The organism is Shouchella oshimensis (genome assembly GCF_004375095.1).
Taxonomy (GTDB): Bacteria; Bacillota; Bacilli; order Bacillales; family Bacillaceae_D; genus Shouchella; species Shouchella oshimensis.
In genome coordinates this window covers 628,096-647,826 of record NZ_SNUX01000002.1, presented here as the reverse complement: position 1 = coordinate 647,826, position 19,731 = coordinate 628,096, and the positions used below count along the sequence as shown (strand labels likewise).

The 19,731-nt window shown below is 39.6% G+C and carries 18 protein-coding genes; 6 read left to right on the top strand and 12 right to left on the bottom strand.

What is annotated here, in order from left to right; translation table 11 throughout:
• Nucleotides 1-19 precede the first annotated feature (19 nt).
• From E2L03_RS09235 to E2L03_RS09215, 5 genes are all read right to left on the bottom strand, one after another.
• Nucleotides 20-1,027: a Bug family tripartite tricarboxylate transporter substrate binding protein gene (locus E2L03_RS09235; protein ID WP_134259027.1), complete on the bottom strand. Its 1,008-nt coding sequence runs from the start codon at nt 1,025-1,027 to the stop codon at nt 20-22.
• 829 nt (nt 1,028-1,856) lie between these two features.
• A complete protein-coding gene (locus tag E2L03_RS09230) occupies nt 1,857-2,777 on the bottom strand; it encodes a terpene synthase family protein (RefSeq protein ID WP_134259026.1) in 921 nt (306 codons plus the stop codon).
• A 418-nt stretch (nt 2,778-3,195) separates the two neighbouring features.
• Complete coding sequence (locus E2L03_RS09225) at nt 3,196-3,939, bottom strand: IclR family transcriptional regulator (RefSeq protein WP_051667298.1); 744 nt, start codon at nt 3,937-3,939, stop codon at nt 3,196-3,198.
• A 132-nt stretch (nt 3,940-4,071) separates the two neighbouring features.
• Entirely contained in the window at nt 4,072-5,013 is a 942-nt protein-coding gene (locus tag E2L03_RS09220; protein ID WP_134259025.1) for a hydroxymethylglutaryl-CoA lyase, read from the bottom strand.
• Nucleotides 5,014-6,216, bottom strand: a complete 1,203-nt coding sequence (locus tag E2L03_RS09215; RefSeq protein ID WP_124741392.1) for a CaiB/BaiF CoA transferase family protein — start codon at nt 6,214-6,216, stop codon at nt 5,014-5,016.
• A 256-nt stretch (nt 6,217-6,472) separates the two neighbouring features.
• On the opposite strand from E2L03_RS09215, the gene E2L03_RS09210 reads away from it, so the two are divergent.
• From E2L03_RS09210 to E2L03_RS09200, 3 genes are all read left to right on the top strand, one after another.
• The gene (locus E2L03_RS09210; RefSeq protein WP_134259024.1) at nt 6,473-6,904 is read left to right on the top strand and encodes a hypothetical protein; all 432 of its coding nucleotides are present in this window, start codon (nt 6,473-6,475) and stop codon (nt 6,902-6,904) included.
• 233 nt (nt 6,905-7,137) lie between these two features.
• Nucleotides 7,138-8,463, top strand: a complete 1,326-nt coding sequence (locus tag E2L03_RS09205) for a CitMHS family transporter (RefSeq protein WP_124741390.1) — start codon at nt 7,138-7,140, stop codon at nt 8,461-8,463.
• Nucleotides 8,464-8,630: 167 nt separating this feature from the next.
• Nucleotides 8,631-8,846 carry a hypothetical protein gene (locus E2L03_RS09200; RefSeq protein ID WP_038476988.1) on the top strand — a complete coding sequence of 72 codons (216 nt, stop codon included), beginning with the start codon at nt 8,631-8,633 and terminating at the stop codon, nt 8,844-8,846.
• 175 nt (nt 8,847-9,021) lie between these two features.
• Here the strand turns inward: E2L03_RS09200 and E2L03_RS09195 are convergent, their stop codons facing one another.
• The 4 genes from E2L03_RS09195 to E2L03_RS09180 form a co-directional block, all read right to left on the bottom strand.
• Nucleotides 9,022-9,963: an alpha/beta hydrolase gene (locus E2L03_RS09195; protein WP_134259023.1), complete on the bottom strand. Its 942-nt coding sequence runs from the start codon at nt 9,961-9,963 to the stop codon at nt 9,022-9,024.
• A 512-nt stretch (nt 9,964-10,475) separates the two neighbouring features.
• Complete coding sequence (locus E2L03_RS09190; RefSeq protein WP_055737242.1) at nt 10,476-12,293, bottom strand: ABC transporter substrate-binding protein; 1,818 nt, start codon at nt 12,291-12,293, stop codon at nt 10,476-10,478.
• A 23-nt stretch (nt 12,294-12,316) separates the two neighbouring features.
• Nucleotides 12,317-13,756, bottom strand: coding sequence for an ABC transporter permease (locus E2L03_RS09185; protein ID WP_134259022.1), 1,440 nt, complete (start codon nt 13,754-13,756; stop codon nt 12,317-12,319).
• Nucleotides 13,757-13,771: 15 nt separating this feature from the next.
• On the bottom strand, nt 13,772-15,127 hold the full coding sequence (locus tag E2L03_RS09180) for an ABC transporter permease (protein ID WP_241741817.1): 1,356 nt from the start codon (nt 15,125-15,127) through the stop codon (nt 13,772-13,774).
• A 143-nt stretch (nt 15,128-15,270) separates the two neighbouring features.
• Here E2L03_RS09180 and E2L03_RS09175 point away from each other — a divergent pair, with 143 nt between their 5' ends.
• The 3 genes from E2L03_RS09175 (at nt 15,271) to E2L03_RS20850 (ending at nt 18,400) form a co-directional block, all read left to right on the top strand.
• The gene (locus tag E2L03_RS09175; protein WP_134259021.1) at nt 15,271-17,004 is read left to right on the top strand and encodes an ABC transporter ATP-binding protein; all 1,734 of its coding nucleotides are present in this window, start codon (nt 15,271-15,273) and stop codon (nt 17,002-17,004) included.
• Nucleotides 17,005-17,178: 174 nt separating this feature from the next.
• Nucleotides 17,179-18,273 carry a response regulator aspartate phosphatase gene (locus E2L03_RS09170; protein WP_134259020.1) on the top strand — a complete coding sequence of 365 codons (1,095 nt, stop codon included), beginning with the start codon at nt 17,179-17,181 and terminating at the stop codon, nt 18,271-18,273.
• Between the two features lies 1 nt (nt 18,274).
• Complete coding sequence (locus E2L03_RS20850) at nt 18,275-18,400, top strand: hypothetical protein (protein ID WP_276324723.1); 126 nt, start codon at nt 18,275-18,277, stop codon at nt 18,398-18,400.
• Nucleotides 18,401-18,439: 39 nt separating this feature from the next.
• Here E2L03_RS20850 and E2L03_RS09165 read toward each other — a convergent pair whose 3' ends face one another.
• The 3 genes from E2L03_RS09165 to E2L03_RS09155 all read right to left on the bottom strand — a co-directional run bounded on the left by E2L03_RS09165 (nt 18,440) and on the right by E2L03_RS09155 (nt 19,730).
• Nucleotides 18,440-18,676: a DUF3977 family protein gene (locus E2L03_RS09165; protein ID WP_038476969.1), complete on the bottom strand. Its 237-nt coding sequence runs from the start codon at nt 18,674-18,676 to the stop codon at nt 18,440-18,442.
• Between the two features lie 51 nt (nt 18,677-18,727).
• Entirely contained in the window at nt 18,728-19,027 is a 300-nt protein-coding gene (locus tag E2L03_RS09160) for a TIGR04104 family putative zinc finger protein (protein WP_166740254.1), read from the bottom strand.
• A 148-nt stretch (nt 19,028-19,175) separates the two neighbouring features.
• Nucleotides 19,176-19,730, bottom strand: coding sequence for a class I SAM-dependent methyltransferase (locus tag E2L03_RS09155; protein WP_134259018.1), 555 nt, complete (start codon nt 19,728-19,730; stop codon nt 19,176-19,178).
• Nucleotide 19,731 lies beyond the last annotated feature (1 nt).

Genomic DNA, 19,731 nt, shown 5'->3' with positions numbered 1-19,731 from the left:
CATTGTTCTCACCATCCTTTCACTTCGCTAATAACCCGAGTTTTTCCATAATAGCGCTGTTCGTCTCTACTTCTTGTCGGATAAATTCTGTGTATTCTTCGCTCCCCATAAACAAATCGTCCCATCCAAATTGTTTTCGAATGGCAGCAAACTGTTCAGACTCACTAATGTCTCGCATAACCCCCTCGTAATAAGCCACTTGCTCGTCGGTCATATCACCTGGCCCGTATACACCTCGCCAGTTGACGAAAACCGTATCGTAGCCTTGCTCAACAGCTGTTGGGAAACCTGCTAATTGTTCAGAATCAAGACGCTCTTCAGATAATACAGCTAGGATCTTTATATTTCCCGCTCGATGTTGTGCAACAGCACCGCTACCTAGCTTTGAACTTAATACATCAACTGTTCCGTTTAATAGAATAGGTAGGCCTCCGCTTGATTGATCGGTTACGTACGTAATCTCTTCCATTGGAATTCCTGCTTCCATTGCGAGTGATATAAACTGAACATGATCAAAGCCACCTGGCGTATTCCCGCCAACTACCGTAATAGATTCAGGGTTCTCTTTATAATCTTGTAAAAACTCATCTAATGTTTCCCACGGAGCATCTGCACGAACAGCGATAATGCCATAGTCAGCAGCAAGATTAGCGATAGGAGTCATATCATCCCAGTTGTAATCAGAATTACCGGCAAGCATTGAAAAAACCATTGTCGTCGATGTTGAAAAAATATGATGGGGATCGTTTACATTTTGTATATACGCCCATCCTACAGCCCCTGTTCCACCAGGCTTGTTAACCACTCCAATCGTTTGATCCATTAACCCTTGTTCCATAATCGCGTTGGATACAACTCTGGCGAATGTATCCCACCCACCTCCAGCACGAGCAGGCGCCACCATTTCAACTGGTTTCTCAGGCTTCCATTCTGTTGATTCAGTATCCACCGTCCCCTCATTACTACAACCAACAACAATTAGTACCAACATAAACAATGCCAAAGAAATGGTTAATCGTGGTTTCATACTATCCCTCCCTCAATAATTAAATCGCTTTCATAACAAATCGCACCTACTGGAAACGCTTACAATAAAATCCAAAAAGAACGGTCGGATTCTTTTGTTCCGATATGTGTATTCTAAACTCAATATGTGGTACTTTTCAAGTATTATTTTATTTCTGAACAATTATCATTCAGCACCGAGCTCTTTTTAAGCTGTTTTTCCATAATATTTGGTAAAGATTCCGATATTAATTTTCATGCAGTCCGTTGGTTGGATAACATGAGGTATTGTACTGGACTTATTCCAGCCAATTTTTAAAAACACGCTTCAGTTCACTTTCTTCAGTTCTTATAACCATAGGGAACTCCTCTATAAAACATATCCGTAGACACCTTCACTGGCAACATTGTCCATCCAGGTGGCTTATTACGCACGTACTAGAATAATCACAGGTAGCAATGGAATAGAAAAAGATGCCCCCTGTTACGTACAGTGACCATCTTTTAGAAGTTTCTCAACTTTTATTCTATTTTACAAGTACACTTTATCCGTTCACTTTATAGCTTTTTATGAATGAAGAGTAGATGTGTAAACAAATGGAGAATTCGCATTTAGCGATTAGTGACTATCGTTTTTTTATTAAAATGTAGCGAGGAGGGCATTAACTTTTATTAATAGTGAAGGGCTTTTAGGAAATTGCTGCTGTAAAGAACAATTAAAATACCGCTTATAATCAATATGATCTGTGCCATCTTCGGCAACATTCTTCCCTCTTCGCAAGTGATGTTGCTTCTGCTTTCAACAATTCATAAGCAAACCTGAATTACGCTGTCCTTTATCAATACACCCTTTAATATCGATTCGTTTCCACACTCCATTCATAATATCCGGCAATGGATTGTTTAAGTCCAAGAATGAATTCATTCAGTTCATGTTGATATGGATGCGGGACGTTTAATAACTTTTCCTTAACCTTCATAAAGTTATCTACCTCTTGATAATGCAACTTCTCAACTTTACTTATCGCTTCATTTAAAGATAAATTTTCCTGTTTTTGAATACATACAACTAAATTATGGACATCGCCAGTTTCTAATTCCCTATTCAGCGAGACGAGATCGTTTGTCCAATTCACAATTTTATTAGCTGATTCGACTAAATGAAAGAATAATTCACCTTTTATTTCATTAGGTATGTAATTTTGATTAGACTTTTCAATCAAATCAAAAACTAAATATACACTGCCAGTGTGTTGACGTTCAATCATATATTCGTTTAAATCGGGTGATGCATTCTTTATTCGATAGCGCACTTCCCACTTTAATGAATCAAAGCACCTCATCGCATCATGGATAAATTTTTCTCTCCAAGTAACATTCGTTACCCCTTTTACTCTTCTCCACCAATCTACCCAAGCGCCTAATAGAGCATCATTTTCGTTAGTATAACCATTAGCAAAAATAGATAGAATTTCTGTTAAATAAAGATTAAACTCATTTTCGTTTTTCACTTGATCGCTATAGTCGTCTAGAATACAAAATAATAAAAGGAATTCTGAAGTTAATTCAATATCCTGCTTTTCACCATTCGCATGAATTCTTGATGCTAAAAACCCTAGCTTCTCTTCATCGTACTTTTCTAAAGTTATCGGATCTAAAATCTTTTGACTAGCGGCCCATTCGTGTGTGGATAATTGAACTTCTTCTGCATGCTTACTAATATCACCTGAAAAGGGATAGTTAATTTTAGGTATGACAACAGAATGTTCCACTTAATCATCTCCTTCGTATAAGCATCATCTTCAAATTATTAAGTAAGTATAATACACCTATTTTTAACAAATCCATAGCTTACTGTATTTCCCAACTTAAATGGATAACTTTTCCTACATACTGGTCTTGCTATTTTTCTTAATTATGTAACTAAATTAATATTAAATAGGATAATTACTAGTAAAAATGGCTCACTTACTAAACATCGGAAGCCTTATTGATTGTCTAGATCTGTTAGGAGATTCCGAATGGTGGTATTTAAAATTTCAGCTAATAAAACTGCGTGTCCAAATTCGTGTGCAGTTGAATTTATCCAAGCTGTTCTATCCATATCCCGGCTACCATTACACAGGAAAAAGGCTCCCGTACACGTTTTGCGACGTGTAGTGGCAACCTTTTCAAAGTGAACGTTCTCTTCTAGTGCATGACGTAACCTAATTCTTGTGACAGCTTGTTCGCTTCTTCAAGCAAATACTCCTGCCAACGTTTCATTTTCTCTTCAGTAAAACGCATACTTGGGCCTGTAAGGCTAATTGAATACTTTACATTTCCTGACATAGAGAAGATCGCTGATGAGATGGCATTCACCCCTGCACCACGCTCATCCATACTTAACGCTTTGTTTGTTGCACGAATGTTAACGAGTTCTGTTCGTAGCTTCGCTTGATCTGGCACATTCTGTAACACCTGCTCGATAAATTCATCCGCTTGAAACGCTAACAGCGATTTTCCTGTTGCTCCAATCGATAAATCAAACCGAGAGCCTATACTCACATTATGCGTGACGACCTCTAAGCTAACAAAGCGTTGGATACAGACGCGTTTTTCTCCGTCCAATTTAAACAAAGCAACGGATTCATTCGTTCGGTCACGCAGTTGTTTCATTCTCGGTGTTGCTAGTTGCACCACATCATTAGATACTTCCGCTACACGTCCTAACACGTATGCACTATGACCTAACTTATACTTAAAGTTCGATTCATTACGTTCCAACATTCCTACATCGATTAAAGTATCAATAAGCCGAGCAGTTGTTGATTTAGGTAGTTCAAGCTTTTGTGTTAACTCTGTCAAAGACAACTCTGACTCAATAACTGTAAAACATTTCAACAAGCGTACAGCTCGATGTACAGTTTGCAATCCTTTTACTGGTCCTTCCACTTCACACACTCCTATCCCTTAATCCTCTATCTTTACATTACATGAAGTCACCCTCTCTTTTCAAAATAATTTAGTAGGATGGGCGCACACATAAAAGCGTTTGCTAGCGTGTAAGCTAGCAAACGCTTTTCATTATCCCAGTTTTTCCTGTCCTGTTGGTTTTTTAGCAAGATCTTTATTTTGTCCAGCTTTTAGAAGAAAACTACTACCTTCGTGCCCGACTACGTCGGTTACCTCTTTCGCAACAGTCATCAATCGATCCACATCAATGCCTGTTTTTATTCCCATCAAGTGAAGAGAATGGACTAAATCTTCAGTTGCAATATTCCCAGCGGCTTTTGGAAAATAAGGACAGCCACCGAGTCCTGCTGTCGAACTATCAAAGGAAGTAATACCGTTTTCAAGTCCTGCTACAACGTTCGCGAACGCCATGCCTCTTGTATTATGCAAATGTAATGAAAATGAAAGAAGCGGGAAAGCTCGCTTTAGCTTTTGTAAAAGTAGTGACACCTGTTTTGGATTACCCATGCCAGCAGTATCTGCTAGCGAAATCTCGCGAATCCCCATGTCTTTATATTGTTGAATGAGCTTCATCAGTTCTTCTTCGTTCACTTCGCCTTCATAGGGACACCCAAATGACACCGTTAATGCGCCGCCAACATACACATTTTTTTGGTTAGCAAGCTCTACAACAGGGAGCAGTTTCTCGACTGCTTCTTCACGGGTACAATTTGAATTCGCTAATGAATGGGAATCTGTTGCTGATAAAAGCAATTTTATTTGATTGATCCCAACACCGATTGCACGCTCAGCTCCTTTTAGATTTGGTACGAGCGCTCGAAATGAAACGTCTGTTAAGCTTTGAATGCCCTTTACAACCGCTTCTGCATCTTTCAGTTGAGGAATAGCCCGTGGGTGAACAAAAGAAGTCGCTTCGATATGACGAATACCACATGCTGCCAAAGCTTTGATGAGCTTAATTTTTGTCTCGGTTTCCACCCATGTTTCCACTTGGAATCCATCTCTCGGTAATACTTCCCATATCGTCACTTCTTCTGGATACCGTCTTTCCATTTACACGACCCCGCTTTCTTTCAGCTTAGTAATACGTTCTTTTGAATAACCCAATCGGTATAAAATGCTTTCGGTATGCTCACCTAAATCAGGTGCGCGATGCCGTATACGACCAGGAGTTTCAGAGAACTTCGGAACGATTCCAGGAACCTTAACCTTTCCTAAGCGAGGGTGGTCTACTTCAAGGATGTTTTCTCGTGCTTCATACTGTTCATTTTCAAAGATATCTTTAATATTCATTATTGGCGAAACCGGTACTCCGAATTGATCAAGCTTTTCCTGTAATTCATCACGATTGTTCGAAGAGATAAAATCACTTACAATTTCTTGCAATTCTTTATCATGTTCCATTCGATCAGCATTTGTTCGATAGCGTTGATCTTCAAGTAACGCCTCTCGCTTCATTGCTTTTGCGAGACGTTCCCATGTTCGTTGTGTACTACAAACTAGCACAACCCAGTGGTGATCCTTTGTACGATACGTTCCTGCTGGACTGGAATGACCGTGCAGCATCGGCGCACGTTCGCGTACCTTCCCTAGTTGATCGTATTCTGCCACTAGAAAATCCATCATCCTGAACATGGCCTCATACAATCCTAATTCCACTACTTGTCCTTGACCTGTTCCAGCTGCATCGCGATTGTAAAGCGCACTCACTGCGCCAAGGGCTAAAAACACACCAGAAATATAGTCCATTAACGAGAATGCAGGGCTTACTGGATGTCGATCAGAGAACCCTTGTAAATACGTGTAACCTGAGAACGCCGTAGCAGGAGTACCAAAGCCAGCCTTTTCTGCATAAGGGCCTGTCTGTCCGTATCCAGATTGTCTCGCCATCACAAGCTTAGGATTAACTTGTTTCAATTCCTCATACCCAAGCCCCCAACGCTCTAGCGTTTTCGGACGAAAATTCTCAATGAGAACATCAGCATCTTTTAATAAATCTTTAAAGATTTCCTGTCCTTCTTTTTGACGAATATCTAATGTCAATGACTGTTTGTTTCGAGACATTCCTGGCCAGCGCAATGGTTCCTCCTCCTTATAAGGACCGAGACCACGTAATGGGTCACCAGTCTGTGGAAGCTCCACCTTTATCACCTCTGCCCCCATATCCCCTAACAAACTTGCCGCAAAAGGGGCCGCTAAGACAGTTGAAGCATCAACAATACGAATACCTGTTAGCGGTCCGTTCGATAAACTCATCTGATCGCCTCCAACAGTTCCACTAATTGGTTCAAAAAACCACATAACGGAACTTTTTAATTGAGCGTATCATATCTTTCCAAATGAAACAACGGCAAAGACTATTTAAATTTGGATTCACCGATTTATAAATCGATCATCCTATTGTTCGCTTTATGAAAGGAATGATTTCTTTTTTCCTACGTCTAATTGTTCGTTTATTTATGAAATGATTGCTATAATAAAGGAGTTCAAAAGCTTCTAGGGAGGGGATGTAATGACTTTACCTACAAATAAATTAGTTGAATATTGGTATAATCAGCAAGGCTTTTTTACCATGAAAGGTGAAACGAATCAATATGACCTTCTAGCTATTCAGCATCAACAAGACGCTTCATGGCGCTATATTCATTGTGAGATTTGTATTCAACCTGATGAACACCCAAACTTTACAGATTACCATGAGAGCAGTGATCACCATCCTACGATTTCCAACCAAATTGAACACTGGATGAATCGAACGTATACTTCTTTTAAAAAACGAGCAGCACGAGAAAAACTTATCCCCAATGTCGAATGGGAATATGTTCTTGTCTATCGAGATGAAACGAAAATCCAACACTTAAAACAAGCAAAACCTAGTCATCTTACCTTTATCCCTATTCAAACGATTATTGCTGAATTGAAAGAAGACGAACAGCCTCTATAATAAAAAGGGGCTGAGTCTTTTTCTGCTTTATTCGAGACTCATGCACAGTTGGCACTATGTCTCCCCCTCTATTTCTTTACGCATTTCTCTACTCCACCTTATCCCTATGAACAATATGAACGTAATTTTCTTTATCATCAGAACCTCCGTTGTCCATGTTAATATGATAGGCTTATCAAAATATAAGATTATGTAAGCGCAAACATTTTGTTTTTACATCAGGAGGGTTTAGCTTGTTAAGTATTATAGGTATATCCATTATTCTTATTACCGTAGCTTTACTTATATGGGGAAAAGCGAGTCCAATTGTTGCCATGATTATTGTGCCCCTTGTTGGTGCACTTGTTGCAGGTTTTGGATTTACTGAAATTACGGATTTCTTTGAAATAGGGATTGACCGCGTACTCAATGTAGCCATTATGTTCATCTTTGCGATACTGTTCTTCGGTGTTTTACAAGATACTGGTTTTTTTGAGCCTATTATTCGCGGGATGGTTCGGCTGACTAAAGGGAACGTCGTTACTGTCGCAGTTGGGACAGCTGCAATTGGTACAATTGCTCATCTCGATGGTGCCGGTGCAACGACTTTTCTATTAACTATTCCAGCATTACTACCGTTGTACAAGCGTCTCGGTATGAGTCCATATTTACTCGTGATGCTTGTTGGTATAAGTGCAGGTATTATGAATATGGTTCCTTGGGCTGGTCCAACTGGTCGAGTAGCTAGTGTCATTGGCGGTGATCCCGTTGAAATATGGCTACCACTTATTCCTATGCAAATCATTGGTGTTGTTCTTGTGTTAATCCTCGGGTACGTGTTGGGAATACGAGAGAAAAAACGCATCCAAAAAACCGCTCATTCTGAAGCCGCAGCAACAGCAATGACCGATGCGGATATGAAAGAGGCACTTGATTCAATTAGCAATTCTGGAGATCCCGCATTAAAGCGCTATCATCTTATTTGGCCAAATGCCATTTTATTTGTAGCTTTAATCGGTGTATTAGTTTGGAACCCTCTCCCATCTGCTTATATTTTTATGATTGGGCTTGTGTTGGCACTAATGATCAACTATCCTAACGTCCAAACACAGATGGATCGCATTAAAGAACACTCTCCTAGTGCCTTGTTAATGGCTGCGGTTATTTTATCAGCTGGTACATTTCTAGGGGTTTTGACAGGATCAGGGATGTTAGAATCTATTGCGATAGACAGCGTTGCTATTCTACCTGCTGCCGTCTTACCGTTTCTCCATATTATCATTGGTCTACTTGGCGTACCGTTTGATATTGTCACAAGTACAGATGCCTACTACTTTGCTCTTCTACCTATTGTAGAAGGAATTACGTCAGAGGTTGGTGTTGCAAGTACTTCAACTGCCTATGCATTGCTCATCGGAAACGTGGTTGGTACATTTGTAAGCCCTTTAGCTCCGGCTGTCTGGCTAGCTGTTGGACTTGCAGGGATCGATATGGGTAAATACATTCGTTACTCCTTCTTCTGGTTTTGGGGTTTCAGTATTGTCATGGTCGTAATCGCTATTATTATTGGCGTCGTGTAAGAAGCAAAAGCACTCTCGTTCATGAGAGTGTTTTTTGTGTTTCTCTTCACAGGCTGACTCTTATCAAGTTTCCCTGAAAAATTCTTCGTATTTTAGTTTTACATCTAGCTTTAACGGTTATCTTTTCTGTAGTAGACATTTTTAAATCAATTGAGGGGAGAATGTACATGCCGTATCACATCAAAGTCTATGTTATAGGTAGAGAACAGCCCATTTATGAATCAATAAGGGATGATGGAGACGTGAATAAAGCAGCTAAATCGATTGATGGTGCACTAACAGAAAACAAGATTGTTTCATTCGGAGTCATGAAAGAAGACGAAGTACTCGTGCGCTCTGAAAATGTCACACATGTTGAAATTACGGAAACATCGAAATCCTAATGAACGGAACTCTTGCTTCAAAGCTCTTAGACCTAAAATAAAGCCCCAACGATAAACGCTAACCAGCTTATTGTTGGGGTTGTTTAGTCAATAAAGTCCAAAACGAAAATGGATTATGAGGAAATGGCTTTCTCCTTATGCCAGCTCCAAGTTGCTTGTTGTTTTTCTCGAAGATTTAGTGTTGGTTTGTTAAATAGTCAATCGCTTTGTTCAAGAACCGATCAAAATTTTCAGGATAATCATGGTCTAATTCGTTTACTAATTCAAACACATGCTTTACGTTCTTTTTCTCTAGCAATTTAATAAACGTATTCGTACAGTCAAGAGAATCTTCATCTTGATCACCACAGATAATGTACCCTTTTATGCCTTTGTCTGCCATCATAGCTAATTCATCAGCATACTGCTCGACATCTGGTAACCAAGGTCCCACAAAAATAAACCCTTGTACTGGCATATCACGTTTTAAAATGGTGTTTAAAATAACGCCTGCCCCAGCAGAGAAGCCTCCAAGAATGATAGGTCCATGATTCACCTGAACATTCTGTTTCATTGTTTCATAATGAGTTTGCAACTCCATTGATCCTTTTTCTACATCATCCCAATTATAACCACCTGAGAATTCTATCTGAGAAGACTGTGGCAATGCTAACACGAAACCATTTGATGTAACCGTTTGCCAATTGACTTTTGTAAACGAATTGTTTTCTTGGTTTCCATGCAGGGCGATGAATAAACCCTCTTTTGTACGATCTTTATCTGGAACAATCACTTCCAATGTCGATTCAGCATTTTTTTTCGCTTCTTCTTCTCTATTTCTACATAGATCAATCATGTATTGAAATTCCTCGTTCTTACGAAGGGAATCCAAGTCCTCATCTTCCAAAAGGTAGGTATAAGAATACCAATGACCGTTCTCCATGATCGCCTCTTTCATTATTGCTAAGGCTTCATCTTCGTGTCCAGATGCAGCAGCCAAAGCGTACTGAAAGTTGTAAATTTGAGCATGGTTTCCTTCAACCTCATTCGCATGTTTAGAAATATAATGATAGGCGTCTTCCGCTCCATTTGTTTTATATTTTTCCAATGTTGTGTTCAGTAATTTCGTATACTTCATTTGTAAGATCGTTGCCCCCTATTATTTTGTAAAGTTCTGTACATTCATCTAAATTGATTCTTTTCAACGCTTAAATGAATATTTTTTTAAAAACAATCATAATATTTACACACATTAAAACATACCATAAGCATATTGGTAAAACAAGGTTATCGTTACACCTAAAGTCCTAGAGAATTTTTAAAAAATAGAGGCTGGGACAAAAGTAGATAGACAGACCAAAATGACGAACATTCCTGAAAATAGGAACGTTCGTCGTTCGTTTTATATGAAAATGAGCGGAAGGAGAATCCGAAGACTCCTGGGGGATCAGCACGTGTCTGAAGACTCTGGAGTGGCGGTTTTCCACGGAGGAGGCTGAGGCCGTGTCCCCGGAAAGCGAAGGATTCTCCTGTAGCGGTGCTACTCAGCATATTTTAGACTATTCGTCTTTTCAAATACTACTTTTCGTTATGTCCCAGCCTCTTTTACGCTTTAGCGCTTCATCTTTACCGACTGAAAGGCTCGTTTTTTTATTCATCCTTGCTTTCAAGATAAGCATTTAAATGCTCATAGACTTTGTTTTGATCTGCTTCAAGCTTATTCCCTGTATCAACGAGTGGGCTGAGCGTTGAGTACGCTGGCAATTTATCATTATTGTATACTTGAATAATTTCATCCTGATTAATTGCATAAAGAACCGCTTTTCGTAAATCAACGCTTTCTGCTACATCGCGGTTAGAAGTGTTGAACGCGAGATACGTTACACCGTTACTTGGAATACTTTGTAGTTGAAGCTTTTCATCACCTTCAACAAGATCCATTTTATTTTCCGGTACGCCGTAATACATATCAATTTCCCCACTACGTAAAGCCGAAAGTGCTGAATCAGAGTCACTTATAAATCGAACCCGTACTTCTTCAATTGCTGGCTCATACTCTGTTCCTGCTTGATAACCTGGGTTCTTCAAAAATACTGCTTCATAGTCGTTCTTATGCGTCATGATATACGGACCACTTGCATACAAACTATTCTCTAAACCACTGCCTTCTGTCACTAAACGCTGATCGCCATAAGGAATGTCTGTATTAACATCAAACTCTTCAACGTTATAGGTGTTCACTGATTCGACTTGTGACTTCGATACAATGCCAGCTGATTGATGGGCTAAGTAATTTAATACTTGAGGAAACGGCTCAGTTGTCGTCAATTTCACAACTTGATAAGCCCCCTCCTCTGAATTCGCAGCATCCTTGTCTGTGACAAGGGAATCAATCGATTGATCAAGACCAGATTCCAACTGTTCAAGAATTGAATCTGAGCTTCCAGCCAATGTCGCGTTTTCTAATTCAGTTAGATCGGAGACAGCCGTCACTTCACCGATATGTTCATGTAGAGTATACGTCCGATGATCTGGCACAGAATCGCGATCAGACGCTCTCTCTAAAGAGAAAATAACGTCCTCAATTCCTACACGCTCCTCTGTCTCCACCACATCTTCCCCCTCTACCGCTGCAAAGAAGAGATCATCTCGTAAAACGAAATAGTAATCCTCATTTCCCTCTGCAATGGCGTATTCATATGAAAGAGAGGCATCCGCTGTAATAGCATCATCATCGGTTAGATTCACTAAGCGAACATACATATTCGTGTTCAGTTGATTAATGGAACCGTCATTCCCTTTAATTGGGTCAAGGGATGTTAATTCTGATATCGCTTGAGTCAGTACTAACGGTCTTTCTCCTTGCTCTTCTTCATTTACATACCGAACACTGTCCCAAGCGAATGCGCGTGATTTTGATAGACGAACCGATTCCTCTTGTAGCACATCTTGATTAAACGCCTGGTTTTTCATTGACGTATAGAGTGGAACGATATAGGCATTCTCGGTTACTAGAGTTTCTTCTAATTCACGATACGTATCGGTATACTCTTCTGGTGATTCGGTTGAACCTTGTTCAATAAGTGCATCAATATCGGCATCGTCTATTAAACTATTGTCGCCATCTGATTTAAATAATGAACGAATCGCATAATCCGGGTTTCCTGTCACTGTCGTCCAGCTAGAGATAGCAATATCATAATTGCCAGCATCTCGCTGCGAAACAAAGCTGCCATAATCAGGCTGTTGGTTAATTGAAACCGTAAATCCATTAGACGTTAACTGATCACGTAAGATGTTAATATCTTGTTCGTTGCTACTCATTGCCAGTAATTCTATGTCAACTGCTTCTGCTGGCGGTTCAACGTCTGATGCCTCTCCCTCCACATCGTCACGTGTTGTGACATTACAAGCACTTAGTGCCACCAAAGCAAAAGCCGCGAGTGTTAGTCCCCATTGTTTCTTCATGTTACATCCCCCTTAGATTTGTTTTACGATAAACGTGGATCGGTTGCGTCACGTAAGCCGTCTCCTAAAAAATTAAACGACAATACGAGTAAAATGATTGCTAGACCTGGAAATAAAGCAAGATGAGGCTGACTTTCTAAATAGGAGCTTCCTAATCTTAAAATATTGCCCCATTCTGGTATATGTGGTTCAACGCCTAAACCAAGGTAGCTTAAGCTGCTTGTCGCCAAAACTGCGGTGCCAACTGTTAATGTTGACCGAATTATCATTGGAGACATGGCATTTGGAATGACATGCTTCACTAAAACCTTTATATGATTTGCTCCTAAAGCACGAGCAGATTCAACATATTCTAGATTGGATACTTGTAATACATTGGCACGCATCGTTCGTGCATAACCGGGAATCGCTCCTACACTTAAAGCCAAAATTAAATTGACTGTACTTGCACCGAAGGCCGCTATGATGGTAATCGCAAGCAGAACATCAGGAATAGCATACAAAACGTCGAGAGAACGCATAATCACATTATCTGAACGACGGCCGAAATAACCGGAAATAGCTCCTAAAATCCCTCCAATGACAAACGGAACAAGGGTTGCAACAAACCCTACAATTAAAGAAATCCGTGCCCCAAATATGACGCGTGAAAATACATCACGCCCATAATTATCTGTGCCGAACGGATGGGCAAGGCTTGGTTCAGCTAGAATCGTACTGTAATTATTGGTAATAGCATCTCCGTAATCAAAAACACCATAACTACTAACAGATATCATAAATAAAAATAGAATGAAAAATAATCCAATCATCGGCGCTGGGTAAGAAATTAATTTTTCTAGTAGTCCTCTCTTCTGTTGTTCTTGAATGAACATTGTATAGAGAACAAATAAGACGAATAGATTTCCTGTTACAACTGTTAGTAACAGGAGAATTCCTAGGCCCCGCTTTCTATTCCTCGTTGACTTCTGAATGAATGGAAGTGCAAAAAAGAACAACAGGTGTATAAGCAATACACTAAATAAAAGAATCATAGATGGAATAAATGTATTTGCCACGTAGGGCTTAAATAAATTCACTAACGACACAAGAATGACGAGCACATCTGCAAGAATCATATAAAAGGCAAGAATCGTCGTTGCAGTTCGTTTTTCTTTCACGACATAGAATGCAGCTAATGACGCAAAGACATTCCCTGTAAAAACACCGAATAACAGTACCCACGCTAAGCCCTTGCTAACGCCATCTCTTTCATTGTCTTTATAGCGACGTTTATGAACAAGAAAAAGAAGGAAGCCGTGTAACATCAGTATGATAAATTGGATAGATGTATAAAGAAAGAAGCCACCATATTCGCCCCTACCGTTTAGATTCACTAACGTTAACAGAAGAAAAAATCCAGTCGATAAAAAGAAGAAGAAGCGAACCTGACGAAATGTAAACTGTTTTCTAGCTCGATCCACACGCTCACCCCCTAACTAGTATTCTTTCATTTTTGCTCGTATCCGTGGATCAAGGAATGCATAAAGTAAATCAACCAATAAATTAATAATCGAAATTACAATCGCTATATAAATAACACCGCCAAGTACAGCTGGTATATCAGGAATAAATTGTTTATCCACAATATAACTACCTAATCCACTAATGTTAAAGACCTTCTCCACAACGGCAGCACCACCAAGCATTCCACCAAATTGAAGACCAATGATGGTGACAACAGGAATTAACGCATTCGGTACTGCGTGCTTTACGATAACCGTCCAACCAGACAGTCCCTTTGCTTTTGCTAGCATCATATAATCTTCCTGTATGACATCCAGTGTTGAGGAACGTGTCATTCGCGCAACCGCAGCTGTTAAACTCGTTCCAAGCACAATTGCTGGCATGAGCAACGAAAGATTGTTTGTGCTACTATATGTTGCCGGGAGCCAGCCTAGTTGAATCGAAAACTGCAATATCATGACTAGACCTAGCCAAAAACTAGGAATTGAAAGTCCAATTAATGCCACAAACATAAAGAACTGATCATAAAACGAATGTCGTTTTACGGCTGCATAGATACCAGCAGGTACCGCAATTACAATGGCTAAAATAAGGGATAGAAGTGTTAATTGTAACGTCACCGGAAACCTGCGAAAAATGGTTTGAACAACGTCTTCATTTCCTTCGTACGACTGGCCTAAATCAAATGTCCATACGCCTTGAACCGCTTGCCAGAGCTGAGTAAAGTATGATTGATCAAGCCCATAAACCCGATTAAATGCTTCAATTTGCTCTCGTGATGCTTGCTCCCCTAATAAATTTATTGCTGGATCAAATGGTGATAAATAAAGGATGGTAAATACGAGTGCGGTTACGCCGAAGACGACGTACACCATCATTAGCAAGCGCTCAGCAATGTATTTAACGTATGGATTCGCATAAATCATAAGCAGTACGTACATAGGCAATGCAAGAACAAGGCCCACTGTAAAGCCAACTGGCTTTGTTAAAAAAGCTGACACATCTCTTCGTAGTCGTTGAAGCAGCTCTCCTTCGTTTTGGCCATTTAATTCTTGTTTAAGTCGTGCATCCACAATTTGGCTTGTTACTTGTACTGATTTCTCTTGCTTAAAAAAAGCTTGTTTTTTCTTTTCTTGATCAACTAATTCTTGCCGTCGACGTTCGGATTCCGCAAAAACAGTTGTTGTCGAAGGTTGTACTAGCACAACGACCAACCGAATGATATGTAGTGGTAATCCGAGCAACAACAGTAAAAAACGATACGATGGTTGCTGCATCGCTTTATCATATTGAGAAGCGATAAAGGCTGTGACTCGCAACGTGGACAATCTCTCATCACCTCCAACTATAAAAAAATCTATAAATGTATGTATGAATATAGCACCGCTTGTCTGTTAAGTCAATTAAGTATATTGATTTAATCGGGATTTAATTTTATGATAAGAAAAAGAACGTAAACGGAGGATTTTCAATGGAGCAATTAATGCGCATCTCAGACTTATCAGTTGGCTTTATAAATGGTGATGATTATATTGAAGCGGTCAAACAGATAAGTTTCACGATTAATAAAGGAGAAACCCTTGGCATCGTTGGAGAATCAGGTAGTGGCAAGAGCGTCACAGCGAAAGCGATTATGCAACTACTTTCTCCTTCTGCTGTCTATGGTGATGATAGTCAAATTGAATTCTTATCAACTAATTTACTAGATTTACCTGAGAAAAAGATGCAGCGTATTCGTGGTAAAGAAATTGGAATGGTGTTCCAAGATCCAATGACATCTTTAAATCCGACTAAGACAGTTGGAAAACAAATAACAGAAAGCATTCGGAAACATCAGAAGCTTACCCCTCATAAAGCTAAACAAGAAGCATTGGTACTAATGGAAAAAGTCGGCATTGCAGAAGTTGAACAGCGATTTAAACAGTACCCTCATGAATTTTCAGGCGGAATGAGGCAACGCATCGTTATTGCCATCGCTCTTGCAAGCAAACCTCGCCTCCTTATTGCAGATGAACCAACTACCGCACTCGATGTAACGGTGCAAGCTCAACTATTAGATTTATTAAAAGACATTCAAGCTGAGACAGGTACATCCATTTTGCTTATTACACACGACTTCGGTGTCGTAGCAGAACTGTGTGATCGAGTAATCGTAATGAAAGAAGGAGAAATTGTAGAGGAAAATCAGGCAACAGATATCTTTGATTACCCACAACATCCTTATACGAAGCGCTTACTGGATGCTTTTCCTAAGATGATGACGGATAAAGAAGAACCTACTTTTTCAGATAACAAGCCGCTGCTTCAAGTTCGCAACTTAAAACAGTATTTTCAATTAGCAAAAGGGCATGTAACGAAAGCAGTCAACGATGTTTCCTTTACCATTTATGAAGGCGAGTCATTTGGATTTGTCGGTGAGTCTGGATCTGGAAAATCAACAACTGGTCGTTCGCTGCTTCATTTGCATAAACCGACTAGTGGAGAAGTTCTATATGAAGGCTTTGACCTAGGGCATCTGACACCAAACGAATTAAAACACATGCGTCGCCATATTCAAATTATCTTTCAGGACCCATATGCCTCATTAGATCCACGCCTGAAAATTATTGATAGTATTGGCGAAGCACTTGATTTGCATCAATTAGTACAGACGAAGCAAGAGCGTTACACCCGTGTCGTTGAACTCCTAACATTAGTAGGCTTAGACCGTGACATGGCTTATCGCTACCCTCACGAATTCTCAGGTGGGCAACGACAACGAATTGGCATTGCGCGGGCACTGGCAGTTCAACCAAAGCTTATTGTGTGTGATGAAATTCTTTCTGCACTTGATGCATCCATTCAGACCCAAATGATCGAGCTACTCAAAGACCTTCAACAGAAGCTTGGGCTAACATATCTCTTTATTGCCCATGATCTCTCGATGGTCCAGCAATTTTGCGATCGCGTCGCTGTTATGTACAAGGGGAGAATAGTCGAAATGGGATCGACAAAAAGGATTTTCGAACAACCCCACCACCCTTACACAAAAAATTTGTTGGCTGCTATACCGATTACCAACCCTAGCCTGCGTCGCTATGAGCCAGTTCCAACGCTGCCATTACCCTTTATTGAAGAAGAGGCTGATCATGAATTGGTTGAACAAGCCTCACATCATTGGGTTGCTAGATCGGCTGTATATGAGAAAATCACTACGAATGTCTGAACAACGCGTCTAACACCATCGGTAGCTGTCGAGCAGTTACTGGTGGTGTATTTTTATGAATACACATTACCTAAAAATAAACAAATAGCGTATTGGGAAATATCAAATAGTTCTTACATGAATTCCCTTTTATTAGTAAAATAAGCCATATACGAAGAAAGGAGGGGGTTACATATGTCGGACTTCATTCGCTCAGAAATTGTCGGGGCGAAGATTGTAGAATGGTACAGTTGCATTATTGCTCGATCCGTTGATCAAGCGATTCATCTGCAAGCTGAAATTAAGGACATGCTTAATAAAATGGAGGAAAGTGACCAAATTCTTGCTTATTACTCCCTTGTCGAGTACCGCTTTAACATGATGATGGATCAAACAACAGATAGAGAAGCAGGCGACGAAATGTTTAATCGCATTGACCCTATTGTAAAAAGTTCCATGGATAATCTCCTACATTATTACTATTATTTTATTAGTGGTCAGCATGAATTTCTTCAAGAGCATTATCGCAGTGCAATTAAATTATTTCGTAAAGCAGAGCGATTGCTAGAATATGTAAAAGATGACGCAGAAGAGGCAGAATTTCATTATTACATGGGGTCAAGTTTATACAGAATAAATCAATATGTATTTGCTAGCTCATACTTAGAAGATGCAATTGTTACGTTCAAACGTCTTCAGTACACGGAAAAAACCATTTTCAGTTATAACTTGTTAGCTGGTTTATTTTCTGAAACAGATAATTATGAAAAAGCAAATGACATCTTGCAAGAAAATCTTGTAAGTGCACGTAACTACCCCGTTGCTGAAGTCATTGTTCTTCGTATGCTCGGTATTAATGAATATCGTTACAAAAACTATTCTGCCGCAAGAGGATATTATGAGAAGGTCTTAGAAAAGATGGGGACAGAAACAAACCCACTCATCACAAAAACAAAATATAATTTAGCTTTAACGCTATTCAAGCTTAATGAAATGGAAACCGCAGTTATCTTCTTAAAAGAAGGATTACAAGAGGCAAAGTATTTTAATATGACAGAATTCATTGCAAATTGTTCCATATTAAAGAGCTTGTACGTTGACGAGAACCATTATCTCATTGACCGGTCTCTCCAAATGTTAAAAGACCATGACCTACACTTCGAAATTGAAGAAATGGCAGATGAATTAGCGATCTATTTTGAAAAACAGAAGCGAACTGATCTCTCTCTAAAATATTTACGCGAAGCTTATTCTTCAAAGAAAAACCTATTAAAATTAGGAGTTGATTAATATGAAAAAATGGGCTCCCATAGCCTTACTAACCATATTGTTCTTTTCTTTTTCCTCAACCACAAGTATCGGTGAGCTTATTGATCCTCCTATAGACGCACATTCTAAAGCTGATACCGGTCATTAAATGTACTAATAGAACCACAAGGGTTCTATTTAAATTCTTCTACTCACTCACAAGTCCAACTACACATTTAAATCGCGATTGCGTCTTTTGTTGCTTCTTTACCCCTTCTTTGCTATCTAGGATGAGTATGGTGTGACCAACCCACAGTCGCAAATAGAGAGAGCGAACCGATACCGGGCCTTTCCAGCCCCTATATTCCATTTCGGTTCCATCTCTATACTCGACTTCAGTTCGCAACAACCAACGATTCCCCCACCCGCACTCAATGTATTTCATTCGCAACGACTCCTCTAATAAAACGCTTCCAATCAAGCAGCCCGTTCCATTCTAAAAATAACTTTTCTGCTCCTCTGTAAAGCGATAACAAAAAGGCAAAAGAAAAGAAACAACGACAAACAAGAGCAACATCATACCTATATACGCTGGAAATGAAATAGCGGTAAACGTCCTAACAATAAACAATGGAATAAATGCCATAAGAAAGATCAAACCAAAATTTAGCTTACTTCGCTTTGACTGGTACTGCTTCTCTCCGCAAGATGGGCATTTAGTTTTTGCAAATGTACATACGTACGCTTGTTTATAGGAGTAAGTATATTGACATGACCAACAACTTGGCAAATTCATCAGGCATCTCCTCCTTTTTTTCATTGTACCATGACAAAAGAAGATACTGTACCCGTTAATCCACTTCCGTTTTCCAATGCCCTTCTTTGAATGAAAACAGCGTAGTGGATTCGTTAAGAAGCCCACCACGCTTACATGCATTTCTTCTTTATTTTCTGCCTACAATTACATAAAGTGGCTCCTTACCTAGCTTCATTGCAGGAAATGATTTGTTAACAATGGTAAACCCAGCATTCATCATTTCCTGTTCCATTTCTCCAGAGAAGGCTCTTGGTGCTGACGCGTTTTCCGTTTTCTCTATATCAATGCAGACAAATACTCCACCTTGCTTTAGAGTTGATCGAATTTGGTCTAACACAACAGATAACGGCTTCACTTCATGTAAAGAAATAGAGGCAATCGCTGTATCGACATGATCTTTAGGAATTGGTATTGATTTAAAATCTCCAATAATAGGTTCAATGTTTCGAATGCCGCTTTCGTCACTTGTTTTCATGAGGTACGCTAAAATGTCTTTGTCTGAGTCAAGTGCGTACACTTTATCGACTTTAGTTGCCACGGCACGAGCCACGTAGCCTGTTCCGGTACCAACATCCAAAATCGTATCCTTTTTATTAATTGTAAAGTACGAAAATAAGTCTTCAGCAGGAAACCGTTGTAACCCTTCTAAATTTGCTATTTTACGTTGGATCCGATTGTTCATT